At 69.6% G+C, this 20,963-nt stretch carries 20 protein-coding genes; 15 read left to right on the top strand and 5 right to left on the bottom strand.

The features are described 5' to 3' along the window. Positions 1-2: 2 nt before the first annotated feature. The 4 genes from ACZ6MZ_RS08315 to ACZ6MZ_RS08300 form a co-directional block, all read right to left on the bottom strand. Positions 3-203: a ferredoxin gene (locus tag ACZ6MZ_RS08315; protein WP_389782390.1), complete on the bottom strand. Its 201-nt coding sequence runs from the start codon at positions 201-203 to the stop codon at positions 3-5. Continuing rightward, complete coding sequence (locus ACZ6MZ_RS08310) at positions 200-820, bottom strand: TetR/AcrR family transcriptional regulator (RefSeq protein WP_389782574.1); 621 nt, start codon at positions 818-820, stop codon at positions 200-202. Before ACZ6MZ_RS08310 ends, ACZ6MZ_RS08315 begins: the two co-directional genes overlap by 4 nt. 77 nt (positions 821-897) lie before the next feature. After that, positions 898-2,115 carry a cytochrome P450 gene (locus ACZ6MZ_RS08305; protein ID WP_469351108.1) on the bottom strand — a complete coding sequence of 406 codons (1,218 nt, stop codon included), beginning with the start codon at positions 2,113-2,115 and terminating at the stop codon, positions 898-900. Positions 2,116-2,317: 202 nt separating this feature from the next. After that, positions 2,318-3,775, bottom strand: coding sequence for an MFS transporter (locus ACZ6MZ_RS08300; RefSeq protein ID WP_389782394.1), 1,458 nt, complete (start codon positions 3,773-3,775; stop codon positions 2,318-2,320). A 163-nt stretch (positions 3,776-3,938) separates the two neighbouring features. Here ACZ6MZ_RS08300 and ACZ6MZ_RS08295 point away from each other — a divergent pair, with 163 nt between their 5' ends. Next, positions 3,939-4,394, top strand: a complete 456-nt coding sequence (locus tag ACZ6MZ_RS08295) for a MarR family winged helix-turn-helix transcriptional regulator (protein ID WP_389782397.1) — start codon at positions 3,939-3,941, stop codon at positions 4,392-4,394. 26 nt (positions 4,395-4,420) lie between these two features. Here ACZ6MZ_RS08295 and ACZ6MZ_RS08290 read toward each other — a convergent pair whose 3' ends face one another. Further along, positions 4,421-4,927: a cupin domain-containing protein gene (locus ACZ6MZ_RS08290; protein ID WP_389782399.1), complete on the bottom strand. Its 507-nt coding sequence runs from the start codon at positions 4,925-4,927 to the stop codon at positions 4,421-4,423. 139 nt (positions 4,928-5,066) lie between these two features. On the opposite strand from ACZ6MZ_RS08290, the gene ACZ6MZ_RS08285 reads away from it, so the two are divergent. From ACZ6MZ_RS08285 to ACZ6MZ_RS08220, 14 genes are all read left to right on the top strand, one after another. Next, positions 5,067-5,501: an RrF2 family transcriptional regulator gene (locus ACZ6MZ_RS08285; RefSeq protein WP_469350536.1), complete on the top strand. Its 435-nt coding sequence runs from the start codon at positions 5,067-5,069 to the stop codon at positions 5,499-5,501. Then, a complete protein-coding gene (locus ACZ6MZ_RS08280; protein WP_469350534.1) occupies positions 5,498-6,418 on the top strand; it encodes a DsbA family oxidoreductase in 921 nt (306 codons plus the stop codon). Before ACZ6MZ_RS08285 ends, ACZ6MZ_RS08280 begins: the two co-directional genes overlap by 4 nt. A 481-nt stretch (positions 6,419-6,899) precedes the next feature. Beyond that, on the top strand, positions 6,900-8,471 hold the full coding sequence (locus ACZ6MZ_RS08275) for an ABC transporter substrate-binding protein (protein ID WP_469350532.1): 1,572 nt from the start codon (positions 6,900-6,902) through the stop codon (positions 8,469-8,471). A gap of 55 nt (positions 8,472-8,526) precedes the next feature. Next, positions 8,527-9,531 carry an ABC transporter permease gene (locus tag ACZ6MZ_RS08270; RefSeq protein WP_469351106.1) on the top strand — a complete coding sequence of 335 codons (1,005 nt, stop codon included), beginning with the start codon at positions 8,527-8,529 and terminating at the stop codon, positions 9,529-9,531. 2 nt (positions 9,532-9,533) lie between these two features. Continuing rightward, positions 9,534-10,424, top strand: a complete 891-nt coding sequence (locus ACZ6MZ_RS08265; RefSeq protein WP_469350531.1) for an ABC transporter permease — start codon at positions 9,534-9,536, stop codon at positions 10,422-10,424. Continuing rightward, entirely contained in the window at positions 10,421-11,329 is a 909-nt protein-coding gene (locus ACZ6MZ_RS08260) for an ABC transporter ATP-binding protein (RefSeq protein ID WP_469350529.1), read from the top strand. The genes ACZ6MZ_RS08265 and ACZ6MZ_RS08260 overlap by 4 nt, the downstream gene beginning before the upstream one ends. Further along, positions 11,326-12,195 (top strand): ABC transporter ATP-binding protein, encoded by an 870-nt coding sequence (locus tag ACZ6MZ_RS08255; protein WP_469350528.1) that lies wholly within the window; start codon positions 11,326-11,328, stop codon positions 12,193-12,195. Before ACZ6MZ_RS08260 ends, ACZ6MZ_RS08255 begins: the two co-directional genes overlap by 4 nt. 22 nt (positions 12,196-12,217) lie before the next feature. Continuing rightward, complete coding sequence (locus tag ACZ6MZ_RS08250; RefSeq protein ID WP_469350526.1) at positions 12,218-13,555, top strand: LLM class flavin-dependent oxidoreductase; 1,338 nt, start codon at positions 12,218-12,220, stop codon at positions 13,553-13,555. A gap of 74 nt (positions 13,556-13,629) precedes the next feature. Next, positions 13,630-14,658, top strand: coding sequence for an LLM class flavin-dependent oxidoreductase (locus ACZ6MZ_RS08245; protein ID WP_469350524.1), 1,029 nt, complete (start codon positions 13,630-13,632; stop codon positions 14,656-14,658). Position 14,659: 1 nt separating this feature from the next. Then, positions 14,660-15,427, top strand: a complete 768-nt coding sequence (locus ACZ6MZ_RS08240) for an alpha/beta hydrolase (RefSeq protein WP_469350522.1) — start codon at positions 14,660-14,662, stop codon at positions 15,425-15,427. Positions 15,428-15,577: 150 nt separating this feature from the next. Further along, a complete protein-coding gene (gene ssuE / locus ACZ6MZ_RS08235; RefSeq protein WP_386876567.1) occupies positions 15,578-16,135 on the top strand; it encodes an NADPH-dependent FMN reductase in 558 nt (185 codons plus the stop codon). A 201-nt stretch (positions 16,136-16,336) separates the two neighbouring features. Continuing rightward, entirely contained in the window at positions 16,337-17,440 is a 1,104-nt protein-coding gene (locus tag ACZ6MZ_RS08230; protein ID WP_469350520.1) for a hypothetical protein, read from the top strand. Between the two features lie 528 nt (positions 17,441-17,968). After that, positions 17,969-20,548, top strand: coding sequence for a sensor histidine kinase (locus ACZ6MZ_RS08225; RefSeq protein WP_389782419.1), 2,580 nt, complete (start codon positions 17,969-17,971; stop codon positions 20,546-20,548). Continuing rightward, on the top strand, positions 20,545-20,949 hold the full coding sequence (locus ACZ6MZ_RS08220; RefSeq protein WP_389782421.1) for a roadblock/LC7 domain-containing protein: 405 nt from the start codon (positions 20,545-20,547) through the stop codon (positions 20,947-20,949). Before ACZ6MZ_RS08225 ends, ACZ6MZ_RS08220 begins: the two co-directional genes overlap by 4 nt. Positions 20,950-20,963 lie beyond the last annotated feature (14 nt).

Below are 20,963 nucleotides of genomic sequence, written 5' to 3'. Positions count from 1 at the left end.
TGTCACCAGTGGTCGCGGAGGTGGATGGCGGCGGCGGGGCACACCTCGGCGGACTCTCGGACGGCCGCATCGTGCTCCTCGGGCGGCTCGGCGTTGAGCAGGATGACGACGCCGTCGTCATCGCGCTGGTCGAACACCTCCGGTGCGATCAGTACGCACTGCCCGGCCCCGCAGCACTTCTCCTCATCCACGGTGATCTTCATGTCCGGTTCTCTCCAACTGGGTTGTGGGGGGACGTGACCGGCGCGGTGAACAGGCCCACGACCGCGTCGGTCAGCGAGTCGGCCAGGTGGTCCCACGAGGCGTGCCGCGGGCGGGTTCCCTCGGCCAGGGCACGCTCCCGTTCCGCGCAGGTGTGGGTGATCAGCAGGCGGGCCATGTCGCTGCGTTCGGCACGTACGGACGCGGGCAGAGCGTCGAGACAGCGGCCGAGACCATCCAGTGTCCGGCCCAAAGACGTCCTGACGAGGGCTTCGTCGATGGTGATCGCACAGGTCAGAGGGTCGGTCATGACGTGCACGGCGAAGCGGGCCTGCCAGGACGGGGTACCGAGTGAGGCGAGATGTTCCGGTACGGGACGCACCAGGCAGCCGACCCAGTCCCGGATGTCGGTGCTGTCGCCGACCGCTTCCAGGTGCCGCTGCCGGATCCGGTCGACCTGCTCGCCGTGCTTGCAGAGCATCGCGCGCACCAGTCCCGCCTTGCTGGTGAAGTGATAGCTGACGGCGGTGACGTTGCCCTGCCCCGCCGCCTGGCCTATCTGACGGCTCGAGACGGCGGAGAGGCCCTGCTCGGCGAAGAGTCTCTCCGCGGCCGCCATGATCGCCTCACGGGTCTCCGAGACGCGCTCGGCCCGGACGGTTCTGCCGCCTCCGCCGCCTCCGCCGCCTCCGTCGCTCACCAGGTCACCGGCAGTTCACGCAGCGGTGTGGTGAGGAGCCCCTCGTGGCGCCTCAGGTCCCGGCTGTCAACGGCGAGATCGAGCGTGGGCAACCGGCGCAGCAGGACACTGAGCACCGCTTGCAGCTCCGTACGTGCCAGCGGCTGGCCAAGGCAGGAGTGTGGACCGGCGCCGAAGGCGAGGTGGGGGTTGGGGGAGCGCCCCAGGTCCATGTCGTCCGCGCCCTCCCAGGCGCTTTCGTCGCGGTTGGCGGCGGCCATGCTGCACACCACGGTGGTACCGCGCGGCACCACCCCGCCGGAGAGCTCCGTGTCCTCATGGACGTACCGGAGCATGCCGAAGCCACTGCCGTTGGGGTCGAACCGGAGCACCTCCTCCACCGCCTGGCGGATCAGCGAAGGATCGGCGACCAGCCGTTCCCAGCGCCGCCGGTCGGACAGCAGGTGCGCCGTCATCATCGCGATGAATCCCGCGGTGGTCTCGTGACCGGCGAGCAGCAACGCTTGCCCGGTGGCCACCAGCCCGGCCTCGGACATCGGCTCGCCTTCGGCATCGGCGCCCTCCAGCAGGAGGCTGAGCAGGTCGTCCCCGGGCGCCGCGCGCTTTTCGTCGATCAGGCCGGCCATGTAGTCGGCGAAGTCCTGATATGCCGCCTCCGTCTCGGCCCGCGTGTACCGCGTCAGGTTCAGAAACGTGTCGGACCAGCCCTTGAACGCGTCCCGATCGCTCTCCGGCACGCCGAGCATGGCGCAGATCACGAACACCGGAAGGGGGAACGCCAGGTGTGTCACCAGGTCCGACGGCCGACCGTGTTCCCGCATGTCGTCGATGAGCCGGTCGGCCATGGCCTCCATGTCGGGCCGCAGCGCCGACATCCGCCTCGCCGTGAACCACTTGCCGACCATGCGCCGCCACCGCTCATGGCCTTCGGCGTTGAGTGCCTTCGCCATCGGGCTGTTGAAGATGCCCTCCGAGTCCCCCGCCGAAATGCGGGCCGCGTCGGGCGAAGCCAGCCCCTCACGGCTCAGGCGCGGATCGGACAGCGCCGCCTTCACGTCCTCATAGCGCGTCAGTAAGGCGGCCTCGTCACCGCTCGGCAACGTCACCCGCGCCACCGGGCACTTCTGCCGGAGCTCCGCCCACTGCGGTGGCGGCTCGAGCGCCGTCGGCGCGGTGATCGGATAGCTGATCGGATGGCTGATCGGATGGCTGATCGGCTGGCTGATCGGCTCCGTGCCCGGGACTTCAGTCACCTGTGGCCTCCTCTGATCGTTCCGGAGCAGCAGTCAATCCGAGAAGCACTCGTAAATCAATCGACTGACTTAAACTCGCCCATGCGTTGAGCCGATCCACGTGCCGGCCCAACATCGGCCGTGGTGAGCCTCGTTGAGCGGTGGCCCGCCGCTTTCGCGCCGTTCACGCCTCGACGGCGGACTTCTCCGGTTCGGGGGCCGCGTGGGTCTTTTCCGGGCCGGCCGCGATGTGGCGCAGGGCCGGGATGACGGCCGCGATCGCGGCGGAGACCACGGCGATGCCGCAGCCGATCAGCAGGCCGGTACGGAAGCCGCTCTCGGAGGTGATGCTCCGGCCGCCGAAGTCGGTCGTCATCTGGGAGAGAACGAGGCCGATCACGGCCGCGCCGATCGAGGTGCCGAGCGAGCGCATGAGCGTGTTGAAACTGTTCGCGGCGGCAGTCTCCGAGAGCGGGACGGAACTCATGATGAGCGCCGGCATCGAGCCGTAAGCCAGCCCCACCCCGCTGTTGATCACCATGATGGCCAGCATGATCCCCCACGCGGACCCCATCAGCGCGAGTGACAGTCCGTAGCCCGCGGCGATGACCAGGACCCCGGAGAGAAGCGTGAATTTCGGGCCGTAGGCGTTGGTCAGCTTGCCGCCGAACGGGGAGACGATCATCATCATCACGCCACCGGGCGCCATCCACAGACCGGACGCGAGGATCGACTGCCCCAGGCCGTAACCGGTAGCCTCGGGGAACTGGAGCAGCTGCGGCATCACCAGCATGCTGGCGTACATCGCGAACCCGACGAAGATCGACGCGACGTTGGTGAGCAGCACCCGAGGACGGGCCGTGGTGCGCAGATCGACCAGCGGGTCGGCCGTACGGAGTTCCCACGCGCCCCAGCCGGCCAGGAGCACGACGGCGGCGGTGAACAGACCGAGCGTGGTCCCCGAACCCCAGCCCCAGTCGGCTCCCTTGGAGACCGCGAGCAGCAGACAGACCAGACCGGCGCCGAGGCCGAGCGCACCGGGCGCGTCGAAACGCTGCCCCTTGGCACTGGCCGGCACGCTCGGGATCAGAAACCAGATCAGTACCGCGATCATCGTGGCCAGTACGGCGGATCCCCAGAAGAGCACCCGCCAGTTCGCGTACTGGGCGACCGCCGCGGCGATCGGCAGGCCGAGTCCGCCGCCGATCCCCATGGAGGCGCTCACCAGCGCGATGGACGAGCTGAGCTTCTGCGCCGGTACGACGTCGCGCAGCAGCGCGATGCCCAGCGGCACCATCCCCATACCCATGCCCTGCAGGCCGCGCCCGATGATCATCGGGACGACGGAGGACGAGAGAGCGCACACCACCGAGCCCGCGATCAGCGGCACCGAGCACGCGAGGAGCATGCGGCGCTTGCCGATCAGGTCGCCCAAGCGGCCGACGACCGGAACGCAGACAGCCGCCACAAGGAGGGTGGTGGTGATCACCCAGGTGGCGTTCGACGACGTGGTGTGCAGAATCTGCGGCAGCTCCGCGATGAGCGGCGTGACCAATGTCTGCATGATCGCCGCTGTGGTACCGGCGAGCGCCAGCGTGGCGACCACGCCACCCGCGCGGGATGCGTGCTGTGGGGCGTCCATCAGGGACTCCTATGACTGTCCAGCCAGAAAGAACCCGTGCATCATACATATCATGTGCAACGATCACTTTACGTGCATGATTCATGCATGTGCGGCAAGGAGTACGGCCCGTCCGGACGCGGTGCGACAATGGCCCGGCGAGAAGTCAGGAGGCGACATACGCATGGTCGGGGCCACGCACGAGGTCGAGTACGAGCAGATGCTGCTCAGCCGCCACACGTTCCTGAATCAGAGAGGCGGACGACGCAAAGACGCCGTACTGGACCGCAGCGCCTACATCCTGCTCAGCCGCATCCGCCTGCAGGGCCCGATGTCGATCGGCGAACTCAGCGACGCCTTCGGACTCGACGCCTCCACCCTGAACCGGCAGACGGCCGCGACCGTGCGCGCCGGACTGGCGGAACGCATCCCGGACCCCGACGGCGGCATGGCCCGCAAGTTCCGCATCACGCAAGAGGGCGCGCGCGTACTCGACCAGGAGAGGGAGGGCATCGTCAGCTCCCTGGACCGCGTCATGGCCGACTGGCCGGAAGAAGACATCGCCGCCTTCGCCGCCTACCTGAAGCGCTTCAACACCGACATCGAACGCCTGGGCGGCAGACCCTGGCCCCGCCAGTAAACCCGAGCAGCCGAGCAGACTGCCCGTCAGGCTTCCTCTGCCGGAAGGGCATACAGCCGGGGAAGGTTGACCACGATCGCCTCCTGGGTGCTGCGGGCAATGACGACCACGGCTTCTTCGGTCGGGTCGGGGTTCTCCTCCCGGTGCGGCACGAACGGCGGGACGAAGATGTAGTCGCCAGGTGACGTACGCAGTCGCACCTCTTCCGGCTCGTCGCCCGAGTCGTCCAGGAAGACGAACTCAGGGTGTCCGCCGACCACATGGATGGCGGTCTCGGATTCGCCGTGGTGGTGATCGGAGGAGGAGGTCGCGGGGGCCACGTGGGTCTGGCCCATCCACAGCTTCTCGGAACCGACGGTCTTCCCGCTGATGGCGGCGAACCTGCGCATGCCGCCGGTCTGCGCCGTGTCTCCGTCCAGAGAGTCCGCGCGGATGTGGTGCAGACGGGTGTGCAGGGGTGCCGCGGGGCGGCCCGGGGCGTCGTGGAGATGAGGGTGGAAGCCTTCACCGGGGGTCGTCAACGGCTCACTCATGGCCGCGACGCTAAAGCGGCGCCAGAAAGGATGTCAAGAGGTGTCCTATCCCCTTCACCTGCGGCAATGTTCCTGAAATGTATGGGGGGAACCGATGGAAGCCTTCGCCCCGGGCCGGCCGTCCGGGCATGATGTGCGCATGCATATCTCCGCGAAGGCGGACTACGCCACGCGGGCTCTCATGGAGCTCGCCTCCGAGCCTGGCCGTCCGCTCACCTGCGAGGCCATCGCGTCCTCGCAGGAGATTCCGTTCCGGTTCCTGAAGTCCGTGGTGGGTGAGTTGCGAAAAGCCGGCCTGGTGCGTAGTCAACGCGGCTGCGAGGGCGGTTACTGGCTCGGCAGGCCCGCCGAGGAGATCACCCTTCTGGACATCGTGCGCGCCGTCGACGGTGAAGTGATCACCCTGCGTGGCGAGCCGCTGGCCGGACTCGCCTACCCCGGCCCCGCAGGGGGCCTGCCCGGGGTGTGGCGACAGATCGAGGCGGGTGCGGCGGCGGTCCTGGGCGGGCTTCCGCTGACCTCGCTGCTGCCCGTGGGCGCGACCAGCCATCAGCCCGGGACCGGCGCCGTATGACGGGGGCACCGGACCCGCCGCCGGTGGTGGAGGTGGTGGAGTACACCGACCCGCTCTGCCCCTGGGCCTGGGGATCGGAACCCGTCTTCCGCAGGCTGCGGGAGGCGCTGACCGGCCGGGTCCGCTGGCGACGGGCGTACGCCATCCTCTTCGACCACGACGACGACCCGCCGCCCGACCCGGCGGCCGAGACGGCCTGGTACTCACGCCACGTGGCGGAGATCAGCACGCACACGCTGGCCCCCCGCGCGGCCCGGCTGAGCCGGGTCGCGGCCAGTTCCTGGCCCTCCTCGCTCGTCGCCAAGGCCGCGGAACTCCAGGGCGCCGACGTGGCCGAGCGGGTGCTGCGACGGCTGCGGGAGACCGTCTTCGTGCTCGGCGAGCCGGCGGACACCACCGCACTGGCACTGTCCGCGGTGCGTGGTGTGCCGGGCCTGGACCCGGAGCGGCTGGCGGCCGATGCCGCGTCCGCCGACACGCTGGAACGGGTACGCGCCGACCATGCGGAGGCGCGCCGCCCGGTCCCCGAAGTGCTGTCCGTACGGGGCGGATCGCCGCATCCCGGCGCGGCCAAGCAGACCGTCGACGGCGGATACCGCTACGCACTCCCGACGCTGCTGGTCCGCGCCCCGGCGGGATACCGCGCGGTGCCCGGCTGGCGGCCCTTCGAGGCGTACGCGGCGGCCGTCGACGAGCTTTGCCCCGGGCTGCTGAAGGCCTCGGTGCCGTTCTCTCCGGCCGTGGCGCTGGAGCGCTACCGGAGCCTGACCGAGCCGGAGCGGCCGCTGCTGACGGAGGGAGCCTGGCCGCCGCGGCACGGGGTCCGTGTGGATACCGGGAACGGTCCGTTGTGGCTGCATCCCGACGAGGCCGCAGCGCACCCGGCCGCCACCCCTCCCGCTCCGAGAGGGCTCTGAGCTGCGGTCAGAGCCCGTTCCACGGAATGAGACACCAATTGGTGTCCATTGACAGCCTCTGACGGCTGCCCCCAGGATGTGCAGCATGCTCACGACGCACCCCGGTGTGATGTGCCGCTACGTGGACCTGCGGCGCACCTCCAGCGCTCTCTGTCGCTGACCACCCGCCGCCCCCGGCCCACAGGCGCCGCCTGACCCCTGCCGGCAGCATCGACTGCCCGCCGTTCCTCCGGCCGCGCCTGCCCTCCGCGCCTCCGCCTCCGCGTTCCGTCGCGCGTTCTCCGTATCCCCGGCCCGCCCCGCGAGACCGCCGATCCCGGCTGCCTCGCGCGGTGTCCGCCCCAGGGTGCACCGAAGCTTTTGCCGGCCTGCCCGTCCCGGGTACGAGCCGACGATTCCGCGCGGGTTCGTACCGAGTCATCGCCGTTCCCTGATCCCTCATGCCCTGCCCCGGTCCGGGATCCCTCACAGAGAGACTGAAATGTCCGCACGCATCACGATCCGCCGCCCCAGACTGGACGTCCCCTCTGTCCGACGGGCAGGCGGCCTGCGCGCCGCAGCCCTCGGAACCGCCCTGGTCGGCCTGCTCACCCCGGCCCTGAGCGCCTGCGGGGGCGATGTCTCCGCCTCGGCCGGCAACGCCACGTTGAAGTGGGCCTCCTCGTACTTCCCGGCCCACTGGGATCCGGTGGTCTCGGGCAGCGGCGCCCAGTTCCGCGAACTCGCCCTGGTGTACGCCTCGTTGACACGTACCGACGAGAGCGGCAAGGCCGTCCCGGACCTCGCCGAGAGCTGGGAGTACAACGACAAGGGTGACCGGATCACCTTTCACCTGCGCCCCGGCCTGAAGTTCAGCGACGGCGAGCCGGTCGACGCCGCTGCGGTCAAGTCCGCGATCGAGCGGGCCAAGAAGCAGAAGAATTCCGCACTCTTCGGTGACTTGACCTCGATCAAGTCGGTGGACGCCAACGGACTGAACGCGGTTCTGCACCTCAGCCAGGTCGACTACCAGATACCGCAGCTGCTCGGTCAGCGCGTCCTGCAGATCGCCAGCCCCCGGGCGGCCGAGGCCCCCGAGAAGCTGGACCAGAACCCGGTCGGCGCCGGGCCGTTCATCGTCAATCAGCTGATACCGGGCACCAAGGTCGTCCTGAAGAAGAATCCGGACTACTGGGACGCGAAGAACATTCACATCGACAACGTCGAGCTGGTTTCGGCCCCTGACGCCTCGACAGTCGTCTCTGGGCTGCAGACCGGTGTCTACAACTTCGCCGACCTCGACCCGAGCCAGGCGGATGCCGCCAAGAAGGCCGACCTGGACGTCTTCGTCCAGCCCGGCTTCAACGCCTCGAACATCAGCCTCAACATCAACAAGGCGCCGTTCAAGGACGACAAGGTCGTCGACGCCGTCCGTTACGCCATCAACCGCAAGGAGTTCGTGGACAAGCTGACCTTCGGCTACGGCGAGGCGACCGACCAGCCGTTCCCGAAGGAGTACACGGCCTACGACCCGACGTCGGAGAACTCCTACCCGTACGACCCGGCGAAGTCGAAGAAGCTGCTCGCCGAAGCGGGTCACAAGGCCGGCGACATCAAGCTCAACCTGGTCATCCCCGCCGAGGACCCCCAAGCCGAGATCGTCCAGTCGCAGTTGGCGGCGGTCGGCATCGACGTCGACATCAAGATCGACAAGAACTGGGCCACCCCGTTCTTCGCCAAGCAACTGGCCTTCTCGCTGTACGGAACCACGGGCCGGGACTCCGCGTTGCAGACCCTCACCGCTCACTTCGGCCCCAACGGCCCGCTCAACCTCAGCACGCCGTACGAGCCGGGCGGTTTCGAGGCGGCAGCCGCGAAGGTCCGTCAGACCCCGCTGGACGCGCCGGACTACACGGAGGTCCTGCGGGCGGCGACCCGGTCGGGGCTCCAGAGCAAGGCGCTGATCTTCACGTACTCCTCGCCGAACCTCTTCGCCAAGAGCAAGTCGATCTCCAGCCTGCCGAAGAACCCGGCTCACATCGACTGGACCGGCGTGACCGTCTCCGGCAACTGACCTTCACCCACTCCAGAGAGGAGGCAGCCCCATGACGACGAACGCGCTCCAGATCATGCCTGCCCGCCGTCGCGGGGTCGCCGTAACCAGGATGCGGCACGCGCTGGGCCGCATCCTGGCCGTCCTCGCCCGGTCGATCGCCATCTTCGTGCCCGTGTTTCTGGTGGCGACCTTCGTGACCTTCGCACTGCGGTCGCTGAGCGGGCTCAGCCCGGCGCGGATCCAGCTGGGCGAGGAGGCGACTCCCGAGGCGGTCAAGAGGATCGAGGCCCAGTGGGGTCTCGACAAACCCTTCCTGACCCAGTATTGGGACTGGTTCACCGGCGTCCTGCACGGAGAACTCGGCGTCAGCTGGGTCAACGGGGCCGACATATCCACGCTCATCGGCCTCGGCCTGGGCGTGAGTCTCTCGGTCGCGACGTTCGCACTCATCATCGGGATCCTCGCCGGCTTCGTTCTCGGCACGGTGGCGGCGCTCCGGCGCACGACGGTGATCGACCGCGCGATCACGGGACTGGTCACCGTCATCTCGGTGATGCCGCCCTTCGTCGTCGGCATCGTGCTGGTCGCGGTCTTCGCGGTCGGACTCGATCTGTTCCCCTCGGCCGGCTACATACCGGCGCAGCAGGGAATCGGCCCGTGGCTCGCGCACATCACTCTCCCCGCGCTCGCACTGAGCTGCGATGTCGTCGCCGACGTCGCTCGCCAGCTGCGTACCGCTCTCGTCTCCGCCTACAGCGAGAACTACGTGACGGGCGCGGTGGTGCGGGGACTGAGTCCACGAAGGATCTTCTTCGGTCACATCCTGCGCAACGGCCTCGGGCCCACGCTCGCCACACTCGGCCTGAAGTTCCCCTCACTGGTCGGTGCCTCCGTCGTCACGGAGTGGATCTTCGGCCTGCAGGGCTTCGGCAGGTTCGCCAACGACTCCGCCCAGGCCGGTGACGTACCGGCGGTGCAGGGCGTCCTCGTGGTGTCGATCGTGCTGGTCGTCGCCTTCAACCTGATCGTCAACCTGGTGCTGGCACGCGTGACGCCGGCCTCTCAGCGAGGGGTGTGAACATGGTGCGCCGCGTACTCGCACTCACGTCCGGCAGGATCGCCGTCGCCATCCTGGCCGTCATCGCGCTGCTCGCGCTCTTCGGCCCGTGGCTCGCTCCGCAGGATCCCCTGGCCACCAGCGACAACACGCTCGCGGCCGCCTCGGGTGCCCATTGGCTGGGTACGGACTACCTCGGCCGTGACGTGTTCAGCCGCCTCCTGGACGGCTCGCGCGTCAGCGTGCTCGGCTCGCTCGAAGTCGCGTTGATGGCCCTGGTCGTCGGCGCGATCCCCGGCATCCTGTCGGTCTACTTCGGCCGGGTCTTCGAGTGGCTCACCCTGCGCCTGGCAGACACGCTGGTCGCCCTGCCGTTCCTGTTGTTCGCCGTCGCCGTGATCGCACTGCTCGGCAACGGCATCACTCAAGCCATGCTCGTCACGGGGGCGCTGGTCTCCCCCCTCTTCTACCGGGTGGCCCGCGCCGCCACGCTCTCCGTCGCCCGCTCCCAGTACGTGGAGGCCGCGCTCATCTCCGGCGCCTCCATCGGCTGGGTCGTACGCCGCCACGTCTGGGGCAAGGTGCTCCCGCCGATCGCGGTCGCACTCGCCCAGACCATCGGCGTCGGGTTCGTCATCGTCTCGAGCCTGACGTTCCTCGGCATCGGCATCCAGCCCCCCGCACCGACGTGGGGCGGCCTGCTCGCCTCTGACCTGGGCTACCTCAGCCACCAGCCGTGGGCTCCGCTGGCGCCCGCTCTGCTGATCATGGTCACCGTCTGGGCCAGCAATCTCCTGGCCGACGCGATTCGCGACGTCTCCGGCGAGGCGGGCCGGGCGTTGGTCAACAACCGCAAGGCCCGAGCCAACCGCCTCGGCAAGGGCCGTCCCGTCTCCGCCGGAGGTGCCCGATGACGATGCTGTCCCAGAACACCGTTCCGTCCCAGAACACCGCTCCCGAGCAGACACAGCACGGCGTGAGCGCCGATACGACCGGCCCGACGGCTCCGCCGGTACTCGCCGTCCGTGACGTACGCATCAGCGACCGGGTCACGGACGAGGAGATCGTCCACGGAGTCAGCTTCGAGCTCACGCCCGGCAAGGCGGTCGGCATCGTCGGCGAGTCCGGCAGCGGCAAGACGCTCACCTGCCGTGCCGCGCTCGGCATCCTGCCCCCTCACTTCGAGGTCACCGGTGGCCGCGTCGAGATCACCGGCACCGACATCGCCACCCTGACGCCCCCTCAGTGGACGGCACTGCGTGGCTCCACGATCAGCGCGGTCTTCCAGGACCCGGCGTCGTACCTCAACCCCTCGATCCGCGTGGGCGCTCAGATCGCCGAGGTCATCCGGGTCAAGAAGGGGCTGAAGCGGCGCGAGGCACGGCACCGCGCCGTCGAACTGTTGCGGGCGGTGCGCCTGCGTGACCCGGAGCTGGTCTACGGCCAGTACACCTACGAGCTCTCGGGAGGCATGCTCCAGCGCGTCCTGATCGCGGCGGCCATCGCCGCCGAACCGCGGGCCCTCATCGCCGACGAGGCCACGACGGCGCTCGATGTCACCGTCCAGGCCGAGATCCTCGACCTGCTCGCCGAACTGCGCGAAAGGGCCGGCCTGGCGCTCGTGGTCGTCTCCCACGATCTGGCCGTGGTCGCCCAGCTGTGCGATGAGGTCCTCGTGATGCGGCAGGGCGACGTGGTGGAGCACGGCCCGACGCGGGCGGTGCTGTACGACCCGCAGCACGAGTACACCCAGCTGCTCATCGCCGAGCACGACCAGTACGGCCTGGAGAAGTTTCTCGCACCGAAGGAGGAGTCGTGACCACCGAGCTCCCGGAAGGGACGGCGGAGAGCCGCGAGGAGACCCCGAGCGCGGCCCTGGAGGTCACCGGCCTCACGGTGCACTACGGCCGGGGCCGCCGACGCCGCGGCGCCCTGCACGGGGTCTCGCTGAGCGTCGCGCCCGGCGAAACCGTCGGCGTCATCGGCGAGACGGGGTCGGGCAAGTCCACCCTCGCCCGTGCCGTTCTCGGCCTGGTGCCCGCCTCGGCCGGCTCGATCGTCGTCGGTGGCGAGGACGTGACCCGGTACAGCAACCGTCAGTGGCGCGGCCTGCGCCGCCGCGGCGTGATCCAGTACGTCTTCCAGGACCCGCTGCGCAGCCTCGACCCGGACCTCATCATCGAGGACTCCCTGATCGAACCGCTGCTCGTCCGGGGCGTCCCGCGCAAGGAGGCGGCCGAGCGGGCCCGCTCGTTCCTCGACCGCGTCCGCCTCTCCGAGGACTTGCTCGGCCGGCTGCCGGGAGAACTCTCCGGCGGACAGCGCCAGCGTGTCGCCGTGGCCCGGGCGCTGGTCACCGAGCCCAAGCTGGTCATCCTCGACGAGCCGGTCAGCGCCCTGGACTCCGCGAACCGCGTCCAGGTCCTGGAGATTCTCAAGGAACTCCGCGCCGCCGGGGTGGCCCTCGTCTTCATCTCACACGACCTCGGGTCCGTCGCCGGGACCGCCGACCGCATCGCCGTGCTCTACCAGGGCGAGCTCGTCGAGGCCGGCGCCGCCCGTGACGTCATCAATCACCCGCAGCACGCCTATACCCGCCTGCTCGTCGGCTCGGCGCCCACCTTGCGTACGACTCCTGCCGACCGGACCGAGCGCGAAGCCCTTCGCGCGCTGCTGAGCGCCTGAACGCACCACGGAAGGAACAGCCATGTCCCGCAAGATCCACCTCGCACTGCACCCGTACGGCGTCGGAGGCCCCGGCCAGCACGGTCTCTGGAAGGACCCGCGCGTCGCGAAGAACTCCAGCATCGACATCAACTACTACATCCAGCAGGCCCGGGCCGCTGAACACGCGCTCTTCGACGCCCTCTTCGTCGTCGACAGCCAGTTCATCAATGCCACCTATCCGGCGCACTACCTCAACCGGCTGGAGCCGCTCACATTGCTGTCGGCGGTCGCGACCCACACCAAGCACATCGGCTTGGTCGGCACGGCGAGCTCGACGTACAACTCGCCGTTCAACCTCGCCCGCCGGTTCGCCTCCCTCGACCACATCAGCGGCGGCCGCGCCGGCTGGAACGTGGTGACCAGCTTCGACACCGGCACGTCCAAGAACTTCGGGCTCGACGAGCACCTCGACTACACCACCCGCTACGGCCGCGCCCTGGAGTTCGTCCAGGTCGCCCGCGGCCTGTGGGACTCCTACCAGGACGACGCCTTCCCGGCCGACGTGGAGAGCAACGTCTTCCTCGACCCGGCCAAGCTGCACGCACTCGACCACGTCGGGGAGCACTTCAAGGTCGCGGGACCGCTCAACATCTCCCGCTCGCCCCAGGGCCAGCCGGTCATATTCCAGGCCGGGGTCTCCGACGAGGGCCGCGACCTCGCCGCACAGGTCGCCGAGGGAATCTACGCGCCGGGCGGCTCCCTGCGGCAGGCGCAGGAGTACTACGCCGACGTCAAGAAGCGCACCGCGTCCTACGGCCGCGACCCCGAGCACATCAAGATCTTCATCCACGGCGGCCCGGTCGTCGCCGCGACCGACGAGAAGGCAAAGCAGCGCGAGCGGGAGATCTTCGCGGAGGACAACGACTTCGACCGGAACCTCGCGCTCCTGGGACGCTCGTTCGGCGCGTACGACTTCAGCCGGCATGACCTGGACGCGCCGTTCCCGGACGTCGCCCACCTTGCCGAGAAGGGGGGCAGGACGGGCGCCTCCAAGATCATCGGGCGCGCCCGGGCGGAGAACCTCACGCTGCGCCAGGTCGCCGAGTCGATCAGCGAGTTCCGCCGGTCGCCGTTCGTCGGGGCGCCCGAGACCGTCGCGGACAGCATCGAGCAGTGGTTCGACGCGGGCACCTTCGACGGCATCAACCTCGCCTTCCGAACCACCGACGACCTCAGCCTCTTCGTCGACGGCGTCGTTCCGATCCTGCAGAAGCGCGGGCTGTTCCGCACCGAGTACGCGGCCGACACCCTGCGCGGCAACCTCGGGCTGCCGCTTCCCGCCAACCGCCACACCCGCGAGGGCACGCCCGCGGCATGACGGCGCGCGGCGACTCGCCGCCGCCGTCCCCGACCTGACTCTCCGCCGGCTGACCCCTGAAAGGGAATCACCTCATGACCAGCGAGACGCCGCGCTTCAGGCTCGGCTTCCTCACCCATGTCCAGGGCCGCGACGACGACCTGGCCCGGACGTACCGTAACGCCCAAGAACTCTTCGTCGCCGCCGACGAACTCGGCTTCGACGTCGGCTGGGTCGCCCAGCACCACGTCGCTCCCGGAGGTGGCGGCCTGTCCTCACCGTGGACCTTCCTCGCCCACGCCGCGGCGAGAACCACCCGGATACGGCTGGGTACGGCCATCACGGTCCTTCCGCTGGAAGACCCGGTCCGCCTCGCCGAGGACGTGGCCGCCGTCGACCTGCTCAGCGGCGGTCGCGTCGAGATCGGCGTGGGCAGCGGCTCCAGCGCGCTGGAGTACGCCGCGTTCGGCAAGGACGTCGCCCGCAAGCGCGAGCTGACCAGCGAGAACCTCGAGGTTCTCCGCCGGGCCCTGGCCAACGAGGAAGTGCGCACGCCGGGCTTCCGCATCCAGCCGCCGGCCGCCGGCTTCACCGACCGCATCTGGCAGGGCGTCTTCAGCGGCGACGGTGCGGCGTACGCCGCGGCCGGCGGCTCGAACCTGCTGCTCAACCGTGCGGCGTACGGGTTCGAGGCCCCCACCGACGAAGTGCAGCGCCCGTGGGCGGAGACGTATCTCGCCGCGTGGAGCCGGCCGCGCCGCCCGCGGATCGGAGTGTCCCGGTTCGTGTTCCCCGCGAAGGACAAGCGCACGGCGCTCCAGCAGATCGGCGACGACGTCCACCGGGCGGCGCTCCGCATGGCGGAGAGCGGTGCCTTTCCGAAGGGCCTGGACAGGGACGAGGCGCTGCGCCGCTTCCACTCGTTCTACGGCTCTCCCGACGAGGTCGCCGCAGAGCTCCTGAAAGAGAAGGTCCTGCCCGTCGCGACCGACCTGATCACCCAGTTCAACCCCGCTGTCCCTGACCACGACGCCGCGATCCGTGCCCTTGAGCTCATCGCGACCGAGGTGGCACCCGCCTTGGGCTGGAAGCCCGCGACCGCGTCCGAACCCGCAGGAGTGTGAGATGACCGAGTACACCGACCACTACGGCCCCGAGGGCCTCCGCACGCGCGGCACGATCGTGGTGGTTCCCGGCCGGGGAGAGACCCGGGCGACCTACGCCCGGTTGGGCAAGCGGCTCGCCGCCGACGCCTACCGCGTCCGCGTCGTCGACGCCCCGGACATCGACGCCGACGACCTGACCGGCTCGCTGACCCGCTTCGGCGCCCGGCTCGCGAGCGCCGTCGAGGACACCTCGGCCGGGGACGGTGTTGTCCGCCCCGTCGTGCTGGTGGGGGCGGACACCGGCGCCGTCGCCACCGCCGCGCTCCTCGGACGGGAAGAGATCCCTGCCGCCGGGCTGCCGGACGCCGTGGTTCTCGCGGGGTTTCCTGGCCACACAGCCACCGCCGCCGGTCCCTGGGACCACGAGCTCGACGTACGCACCTTCTGTCCTGCCCATCGCCACACGCTCACCGATGACTCCCAGGTCCGGCGAGGCTCGCTCAACGACGCGGTGCCGGACGTACTGCTCGCGGCGGCATACGACAGCGACATCGCCGTCCCCGCGCTGATCCTGATCGGCGACGCCGATCCGCTCGCGGACCGCGAGGCGCTCGTCCGCACGGCGAAGTCACTGCCCCGTGCCCGCCTTTCGGTGGTCAACGATGCCCACCACGATGTCCTGAACGACGTGCAGCACCGCTCGGTGGCGGCTGAGATCGTCACATTCCTGGAGACACTGCGCAATGAACTGGTGCCGGTGATCGCGGTGGAATCGAGCGCGTGGTGAGCGCTGCCGTCCTGCCGGCGCCCCGTTCAACGGCGGAGACGTCGACCGCAGAGACGTCGACGGCGTCATCGGGGGCTGCCCCACATCCTCACAAGCGCACTGTCCGAGCCCACCCGATACTCCTGAACCCCGACCCTGGAAGGTCGCCACATGGCCGCCATACTGTCCGTCTCCGGAAGCCCCTCCGCAACCTCCCGTACCGCCCGGCTCCTGCGTCACCTTGACGACCGGCTCAGGCTCCAGGGGCACGACGTCACCTCGCTCGAGGTCCGTACCCTGCCCGCCGGCGCGCTGCTCGGTGCCGACTTCCGGCACCCGGCGGTCGTCGAGGCCACGGCGCTGTTCGAGCAGGCGGACGGTGTGGTGATCGGTACCCCCGTCTACAAGGCCGCCTACTCCGGTCTGCTCAAGTCTCTGCTCGACCTGCTCCCGCAGTACGCACTGACCGGCAAGACCGTGCTGCCGCTGGCAACCGGCGGCAGCACCGCCCACGTCCTGGCAATCGACTACGCGCTGCGCCCCGTGCTGAGTTCCATGGGCGCCGCGCACATCGTCCAGGGCTGGTTCACGCTCGACAAGGACATCACCGTCGGCGACGACGGCACGCTGACCGTCGCGCCGGGCTCCGCCGAGGCCCTGGAACAGGTGACGGACCGGTTCTCCGCCGCGCTGGGGGGCCGTACGCCGGTTCTGGCCGCCACCCCATGAGTAACGCGGCCGGGAGCTCACACGGCTCCCAAGCCCGCAGCAGTGAGGGATTGCGAACGGTTCTGACTCAGCCGGCGTGGTTTCAGGGCTGGTCATGCGGGACTTGGGTTCGTTTTGGTGTGGCTGAGCTGTGTGATGATGCACGGATATCGACCGGTCCTGGGGAGAGACTGGGCGCGTGAGAAGGGGCGGGAGCGCAGCGTGAGCAAGGGTGGGGCGTCCATACCGGACGAGGAGTGGGAGCGCTTCCTGCGGGAGGCCGAGGCCGGGACTCAGGGCGCGCCCGAGGAGCCGTCGGCGCGGGCCCGGATGGTGGGGCGGCGGCTGCGGGAGGAGACCGGCCGGCCGGAGGGGTGGCGGACCTACCAACCGGCCCGGCATCGACGGGGCAAGGGCTGGTACGCGGTCGGTCTGTTGGTCGCGGTCGGCTTGCTGGTCGTGGCGCTGGATCCGGGGCGGGTGGCTGGATGGTTCGGAGGCGGAGGCGGGGGCGGCGAGAGTGCGCCGCTCGCCGCGGAGTCGGAACGTCCGGATCAGCCGCCCGCGACGGAGGCGGCAGCCCAACTGCCCACAGTGGACGAACCGTTCAGGGGATCGCCCGCGGCGCGGTGGGGCGACGGGACGGCAGGGATCCGCCTGCCTGCGGCACGGGCGACCGGCTGGATGAGCAAGGAGCAGGTCACGCAGGCACTCGATCGGACCCGGGACTTCCTTGTCGCGTCCAGTCTGGATCCTGGCGTACTGCGCGGGGAGCGGCCGAAGAAGGCAATCGCGTTGATCAACCCGCATCAGCAGGATGTCCAGGACTACCTGGCGACCGCGTTCCGCGCGCCCAGCCGGGAGAACGATCCTCTGCTGCTGTTCAGCCGTTTCGCGAAAACGGAGGTGCGGCCTGTCGGGAACGTGGTCAAGACACGAGGACGGATCACGTACCGGGAAGGCAAGCGCGGTGCGGTCGAGGTGACCACGGATGTCACCTACGTCTATCCGGTCGTACGCGCCGCAACGGGCAGCGCCGAAGTCGTGCGCACCATCACGCGCCGCGAGGTCGTGATGAGCTGGGACAACCCGGCGAAGGTGGTCATCGAGCCGGGGACGTTCTCCCTCGTCTCCTACAAGGTGGACACCACCAACGGCGGCTGCGACACCTTCACCGGCTACCTCACCCCCGAGTTCAGCGCCGAACGCGCGGCCACGGGCTCGGGAGACGGCCCCGAGGTCGACCCGTACGACCGGAGCACGTCGATGGACGCGCGCATGCGGGAGACCGGCGAAGCGGGGTGCGGCACCGCCACCCGGTCGTGAGCGGCGGCGGCTTGCGCGTTCGAGAGGATCTCAGGACGGCCCTCAGACGAATCCCTCCCCTCGCATCTAACCTTTCCACAACGAAACCCGGGCATCTGATGGTTCGTCAAGTTCGTATGCCAGGGCGCTTCGTGGACATTCCGCAAGCCGTCAGCCGTCCCGTCGCGCAGGGCCGGTGCGCTGGTCAAGCCGGGTTTCGGTGGGCCGATTCGGTCATTCCGATTGGCCTCGGTGGGGACTACTCTCCGGGCATTCGTGACCGAGTTGGATCGTTCCTGCGCGGTTAGGTGCGCACGATTTTCGGCGATGCACGTCCGTTGCCACGCGCGACCGCTTAAGATCAGGCCGCGCCGCTGGGGCCCCCTCCGCCCCATCCGCAACGACGCACACGATGCACCACAGTTCCCACCGGCGCACCAGCGTCCCCACCGACATAGCAGCGTCCCCACCGACACCCCGCCACAACCCGTTAATAGGTATCTGCGTGTTACCGATACTCAGCACCGGTTCCGGCGATGGAGCCGCTCAGTGAAAATCAATCGTCGCCTCGCCCTGCTCGTCACCGCGCCTCTCGCCGTGGCCGTCGCCTTCTCGGGTCTGGCCCTCGCGCCGGCGACCAACCAGGCGCTCCAGGCCAACCGGCTGACCTCGATGGTCGAAGTCGCGGCCACCGCAGGAGAGTTGACCCACCACTTGCAGCGTGAGCGGGCGGCAGCCACCGCATTGGTCTCCGCACAGGGAGATACGGAGACGTTCCAGGAGAGTTCCAACGCGACCGATATAAGTGTCGCCAAATTCCGCAGCCAGACCGAACAGCTGTCCGAGGTGCCCGGCAACGCACAGGGCGCGCTGGACCGTATCGAGCGCTTCATCGAAGAGATGCCCTCCCTGCGCGCCCAGGTGCGCTCGGGCGGCAGCACCATCTCCGCGCTCGCCTTCGGCTACAGGATCGTGATCGCCGACCTCAACGGCTACCGCGACGGCATCGCGCAGGCCGACGGTGTCGACGCCGACATCGCGGACCGGATCCGCGCTGCCGCCGCCTTCTCCGAGGCAGCCGAGTACACGGCCCAGCAGCAGGTCACGGTGATGAGGGCGCAGGCCGCGGGCGGCTTCACGACCGCCTCGCAGCGGACGTTCGACGCCAGCCGGCTGGGCTACACCGAGTCGATCAGCGTGCTGTTCGACCTCGGCCCCGGCCAATGGCGGACCTGGCTGGAGCGCACCCTCTCCGGCGCGAAGGCGCTGGAGGCCCGACGGCTCGAGGACGAAATCGGGCGTACGGGAGCGGGCAAGGACATCGAGGTCACCCCGAAGGAGTGGCAGAAGGCTTCCAGCGACCGTCTGACGCTGCTGCGTTCGGTGGAGAAGCGGATCGACGAGTCCGTCTTCTCGACGGTCTCCGACGCGCGCACCACGCTCGTCTGGACAGCCGGGGCCGAGATCTCCCTGGTGGTGCTGACCCTGATCGGCGCCGTCGTCGTGGCCATCCGCCTCGGTCGCGTCATGATCCGCCGGCTGCACGATCTGCGTAACGCCGCGCACGAAGTCGCCCACACCGGGCTGCCCGCCGTGATGAGCGAACTGTCCCAGCCCGGCGCGCTGAGCGGCGCGACACCCGAGCAGGTCGCCCAGCGGACCGGCAACCCGATCAGGACCACGGGCGAGGACGAGATCGGCGAGGTCGGTGAGGCATTCAACGCCGTCCACCACGAAGCCGTCCGTCTGGCCGCTCAACAGGCCCACATCCACGAGCAGTTCGCGGAGACGCTGGTCGGTGTCGCCCGCAGGGGCGCGCAGTTGACCACCGTCATGGTGTCCGAGCTGGACATGGTGCAGCGCGACGAGGCCGACCCCGCGCGGATGAAGACCCTCTTCGCTCTCGACCACCTCGCCATCCGCATGGAGCGCAACACCAACAGCCTTCTGGTGCTGGGCGGTTACGGCCAGGCCCGGGTGCGCTCGCAGGACATCGACTGCTCCACCGTCATCATGGCCGCGGCCCAGCAGATCGAGCGCTTCGACCGCGTGTCGCTCGGCGTCATCGAATCGCAAATCGGCATCGCCGCCCGCGCCGTGCACGACGTGGCGCACATCCTGGCGGAACTCCTCGACAACGCGACCCGGTTCTCCCCTCCCGACAAGCAGGTCGGGGTCGCCGTATGGCGGCTGTGGGACCGGGCCGTCGTGCAGATCGTCGACGAGGGAGTGGGCATCACCGCGGAGCGCCGCGCCGTCTACAACGCCGCACTGCGCGAGCCGCAGTCCGGCATCGGAGACGTACGGTCCATGGGTCTGCACGTGGTGGCGCGGCTCGCCGCGCGTCACGGCATCGTCGTCGAACTGTGCGACTCGTCCGGCCCCGGCACCATCGCCGAGGTCGCCCTGCCGGTGAACGTGCTGGCCACGACCCCTCGGAAGGGCGCACCGCCGGAGGGCACGCTCGGCGGGGACCGCGGCAACGACAGCCACGGCATCGGTGTGCGCTACGAGGCGCCTCGTCCGATCACCCAGCCAGGACAGCCCGCACAGCCCGCACAGTCCGGACGGCCCGGACGGCCCGGACAGCCCGGGCGCAGGCAGCCGGCCGAAGCCGGCGGGTGGCCCGACCGTAACGGCGCCCCCGTCGGCGCGGGTGCCGGAGCCGCCACGGGCAGTGCTCCCGCCGGCGGCGACTACACGCCGGGCCGGCCCGGCTGGGCGCAGGGCGCGAACCAGGGCGGAGGCAACCGGGTCACGCCGCCCGGTGGCACCGCCGGAGGCAACGGATTCCGCGATGGCGGATCCGGCGCCGACACGCGCGAGCGAGAGCGCGGCAGCGCGCCTGCCCGCCGTGCCGTGCGAGACGAGCCGGTTTCGCGCATCGCCGGAGTCAGCTCCTCAGGACTGCCCGTGCGACAGCGCAACGCCCCGCAGCAGCGAGCCACCTTGGGCAAACGGGACGGCACCGAACAGCGCTCCGGCGCCGCCGTACCCAGGCCGTCGCCCCGCCGCCGGGACTCCCGGCAGGTCTCTGACGTCCTGGCGGCTTACGCCCAGGGGATCAGCAGGAGCACCAACCAGCGCGGGCGTTCCACCACCGACGACTCCGAACGGAGCAAGAAATGACCTCACCCGCCGACCTGAGCTGGATCCTGAGCGGTTTCGCCGGACGTATCCCGGAAGTCACCCAGGTGATAGCCGTGTCCGTGGACGGACTCGCGCTGGCTTACACCGGTGTGGATCGTGACGACGCCGACCGACTGGCCGCCATCGCCTCCGGCGTCGTCAACCTGCTTTCCGCCGCAGCCCAGTTGACGAACACCGATCCCGTCGAGCACAGCCTCACGGCGATGGAGGGCGGCTACATGTTCTCGATGGCCGTCTCCAGCGGCGCCTCGCTGCTGGTGACCACCACCAGGGACGCGGACATCGGTGAGGTCAGCTACATGATGTCCGAACTGATCAACCAGGTCGGCGACTCACTGTCTCCCCAGGTCCGCGAGGCGACCACCGAGCTTTCGCGCTGATCGCCACGCCGTTC

The organism is Streptomyces sp. NPDC042201 (assembly GCF_055582185.1).
This window is presented reverse-complemented; position numbering and strand designations above follow the sequence as displayed.

Excerpts from the sequence above, each read along its gene's own strand:
- ACZ6MZ_RS08245 (WP_469350524.1), top strand. The coding sequence starts at position 13,630 with ATGACCAGCGAGACGCCGCGCTTCAGGCTCGGCTTCCTCACCCATGTC.
- ACZ6MZ_RS08250 (WP_469350526.1), top strand. The coding sequence starts at position 12,218 with ATGTCCCGCAAGATCCACCTCGCACTGCACCCGTACGGCGTCGGAGGC.
- ACZ6MZ_RS08240 (WP_469350522.1), top strand. The coding sequence starts at position 14,660 with ATGACCGAGTACACCGACCACTACGGCCCCGAGGGCCTCCGCACGCGC.
- ACZ6MZ_RS08310 (WP_389782574.1), bottom strand. The coding sequence starts at position 820 with ATGGCGGCCGCGGAGAGACTCTTCGCCGAGCAGGGCCTCTCCGCCGTC.
- ACZ6MZ_RS08280 (WP_469350534.1), top strand. The coding sequence starts at position 5,498 with ATGACGGGGGCACCGGACCCGCCGCCGGTGGTGGAGGTGGTGGAGTAC.
- ACZ6MZ_RS08285 (WP_469350536.1), top strand. The coding sequence starts at position 5,067 with ATGCATATCTCCGCGAAGGCGGACTACGCCACGCGGGCTCTCATGGAG.
- ACZ6MZ_RS08260 (WP_469350529.1), top strand. The coding sequence starts at position 10,421 with ATGACGATGCTGTCCCAGAACACCGTTCCGTCCCAGAACACCGCTCCC.
- ACZ6MZ_RS08290 (WP_389782399.1), bottom strand. The coding sequence starts at position 4,927 with ATGAGTGAGCCGTTGACGACCCCCGGTGAAGGCTTCCACCCTCATCTC.
- ACZ6MZ_RS08275 (WP_469350532.1), top strand. The coding sequence starts at position 6,900 with ATGTCCGCACGCATCACGATCCGCCGCCCCAGACTGGACGTCCCCTCT.
- ACZ6MZ_RS08270 (WP_469351106.1), top strand. The coding sequence starts at position 8,527 with ATGCCTGCCCGCCGTCGCGGGGTCGCCGTAACCAGGATGCGGCACGCG.
- ACZ6MZ_RS08295 (WP_389782397.1), top strand. The coding sequence starts at position 3,939 with ATGGTCGGGGCCACGCACGAGGTCGAGTACGAGCAGATGCTGCTCAGC.
- ssuE (WP_386876567.1), top strand. The coding sequence starts at position 15,578 with ATGGCCGCCATACTGTCCGTCTCCGGAAGCCCCTCCGCAACCTCCCGT.
- ACZ6MZ_RS08315 (WP_389782390.1), bottom strand. The coding sequence starts at position 203 with ATGAAGATCACCGTGGATGAGGAGAAGTGCTGCGGGGCCGGGCAGTGC.
- ACZ6MZ_RS08265 (WP_469350531.1), top strand. The coding sequence starts at position 9,534 with ATGGTGCGCCGCGTACTCGCACTCACGTCCGGCAGGATCGCCGTCGCC.
- ACZ6MZ_RS08300 (WP_389782394.1), bottom strand. The coding sequence starts at position 3,775 with ATGGACGCCCCACAGCACGCATCCCGCGCGGGTGGCGTGGTCGCCACG.
- ACZ6MZ_RS08220 (WP_389782421.1), top strand. The coding sequence starts at position 20,545 with ATGACCTCACCCGCCGACCTGAGCTGGATCCTGAGCGGTTTCGCCGGA.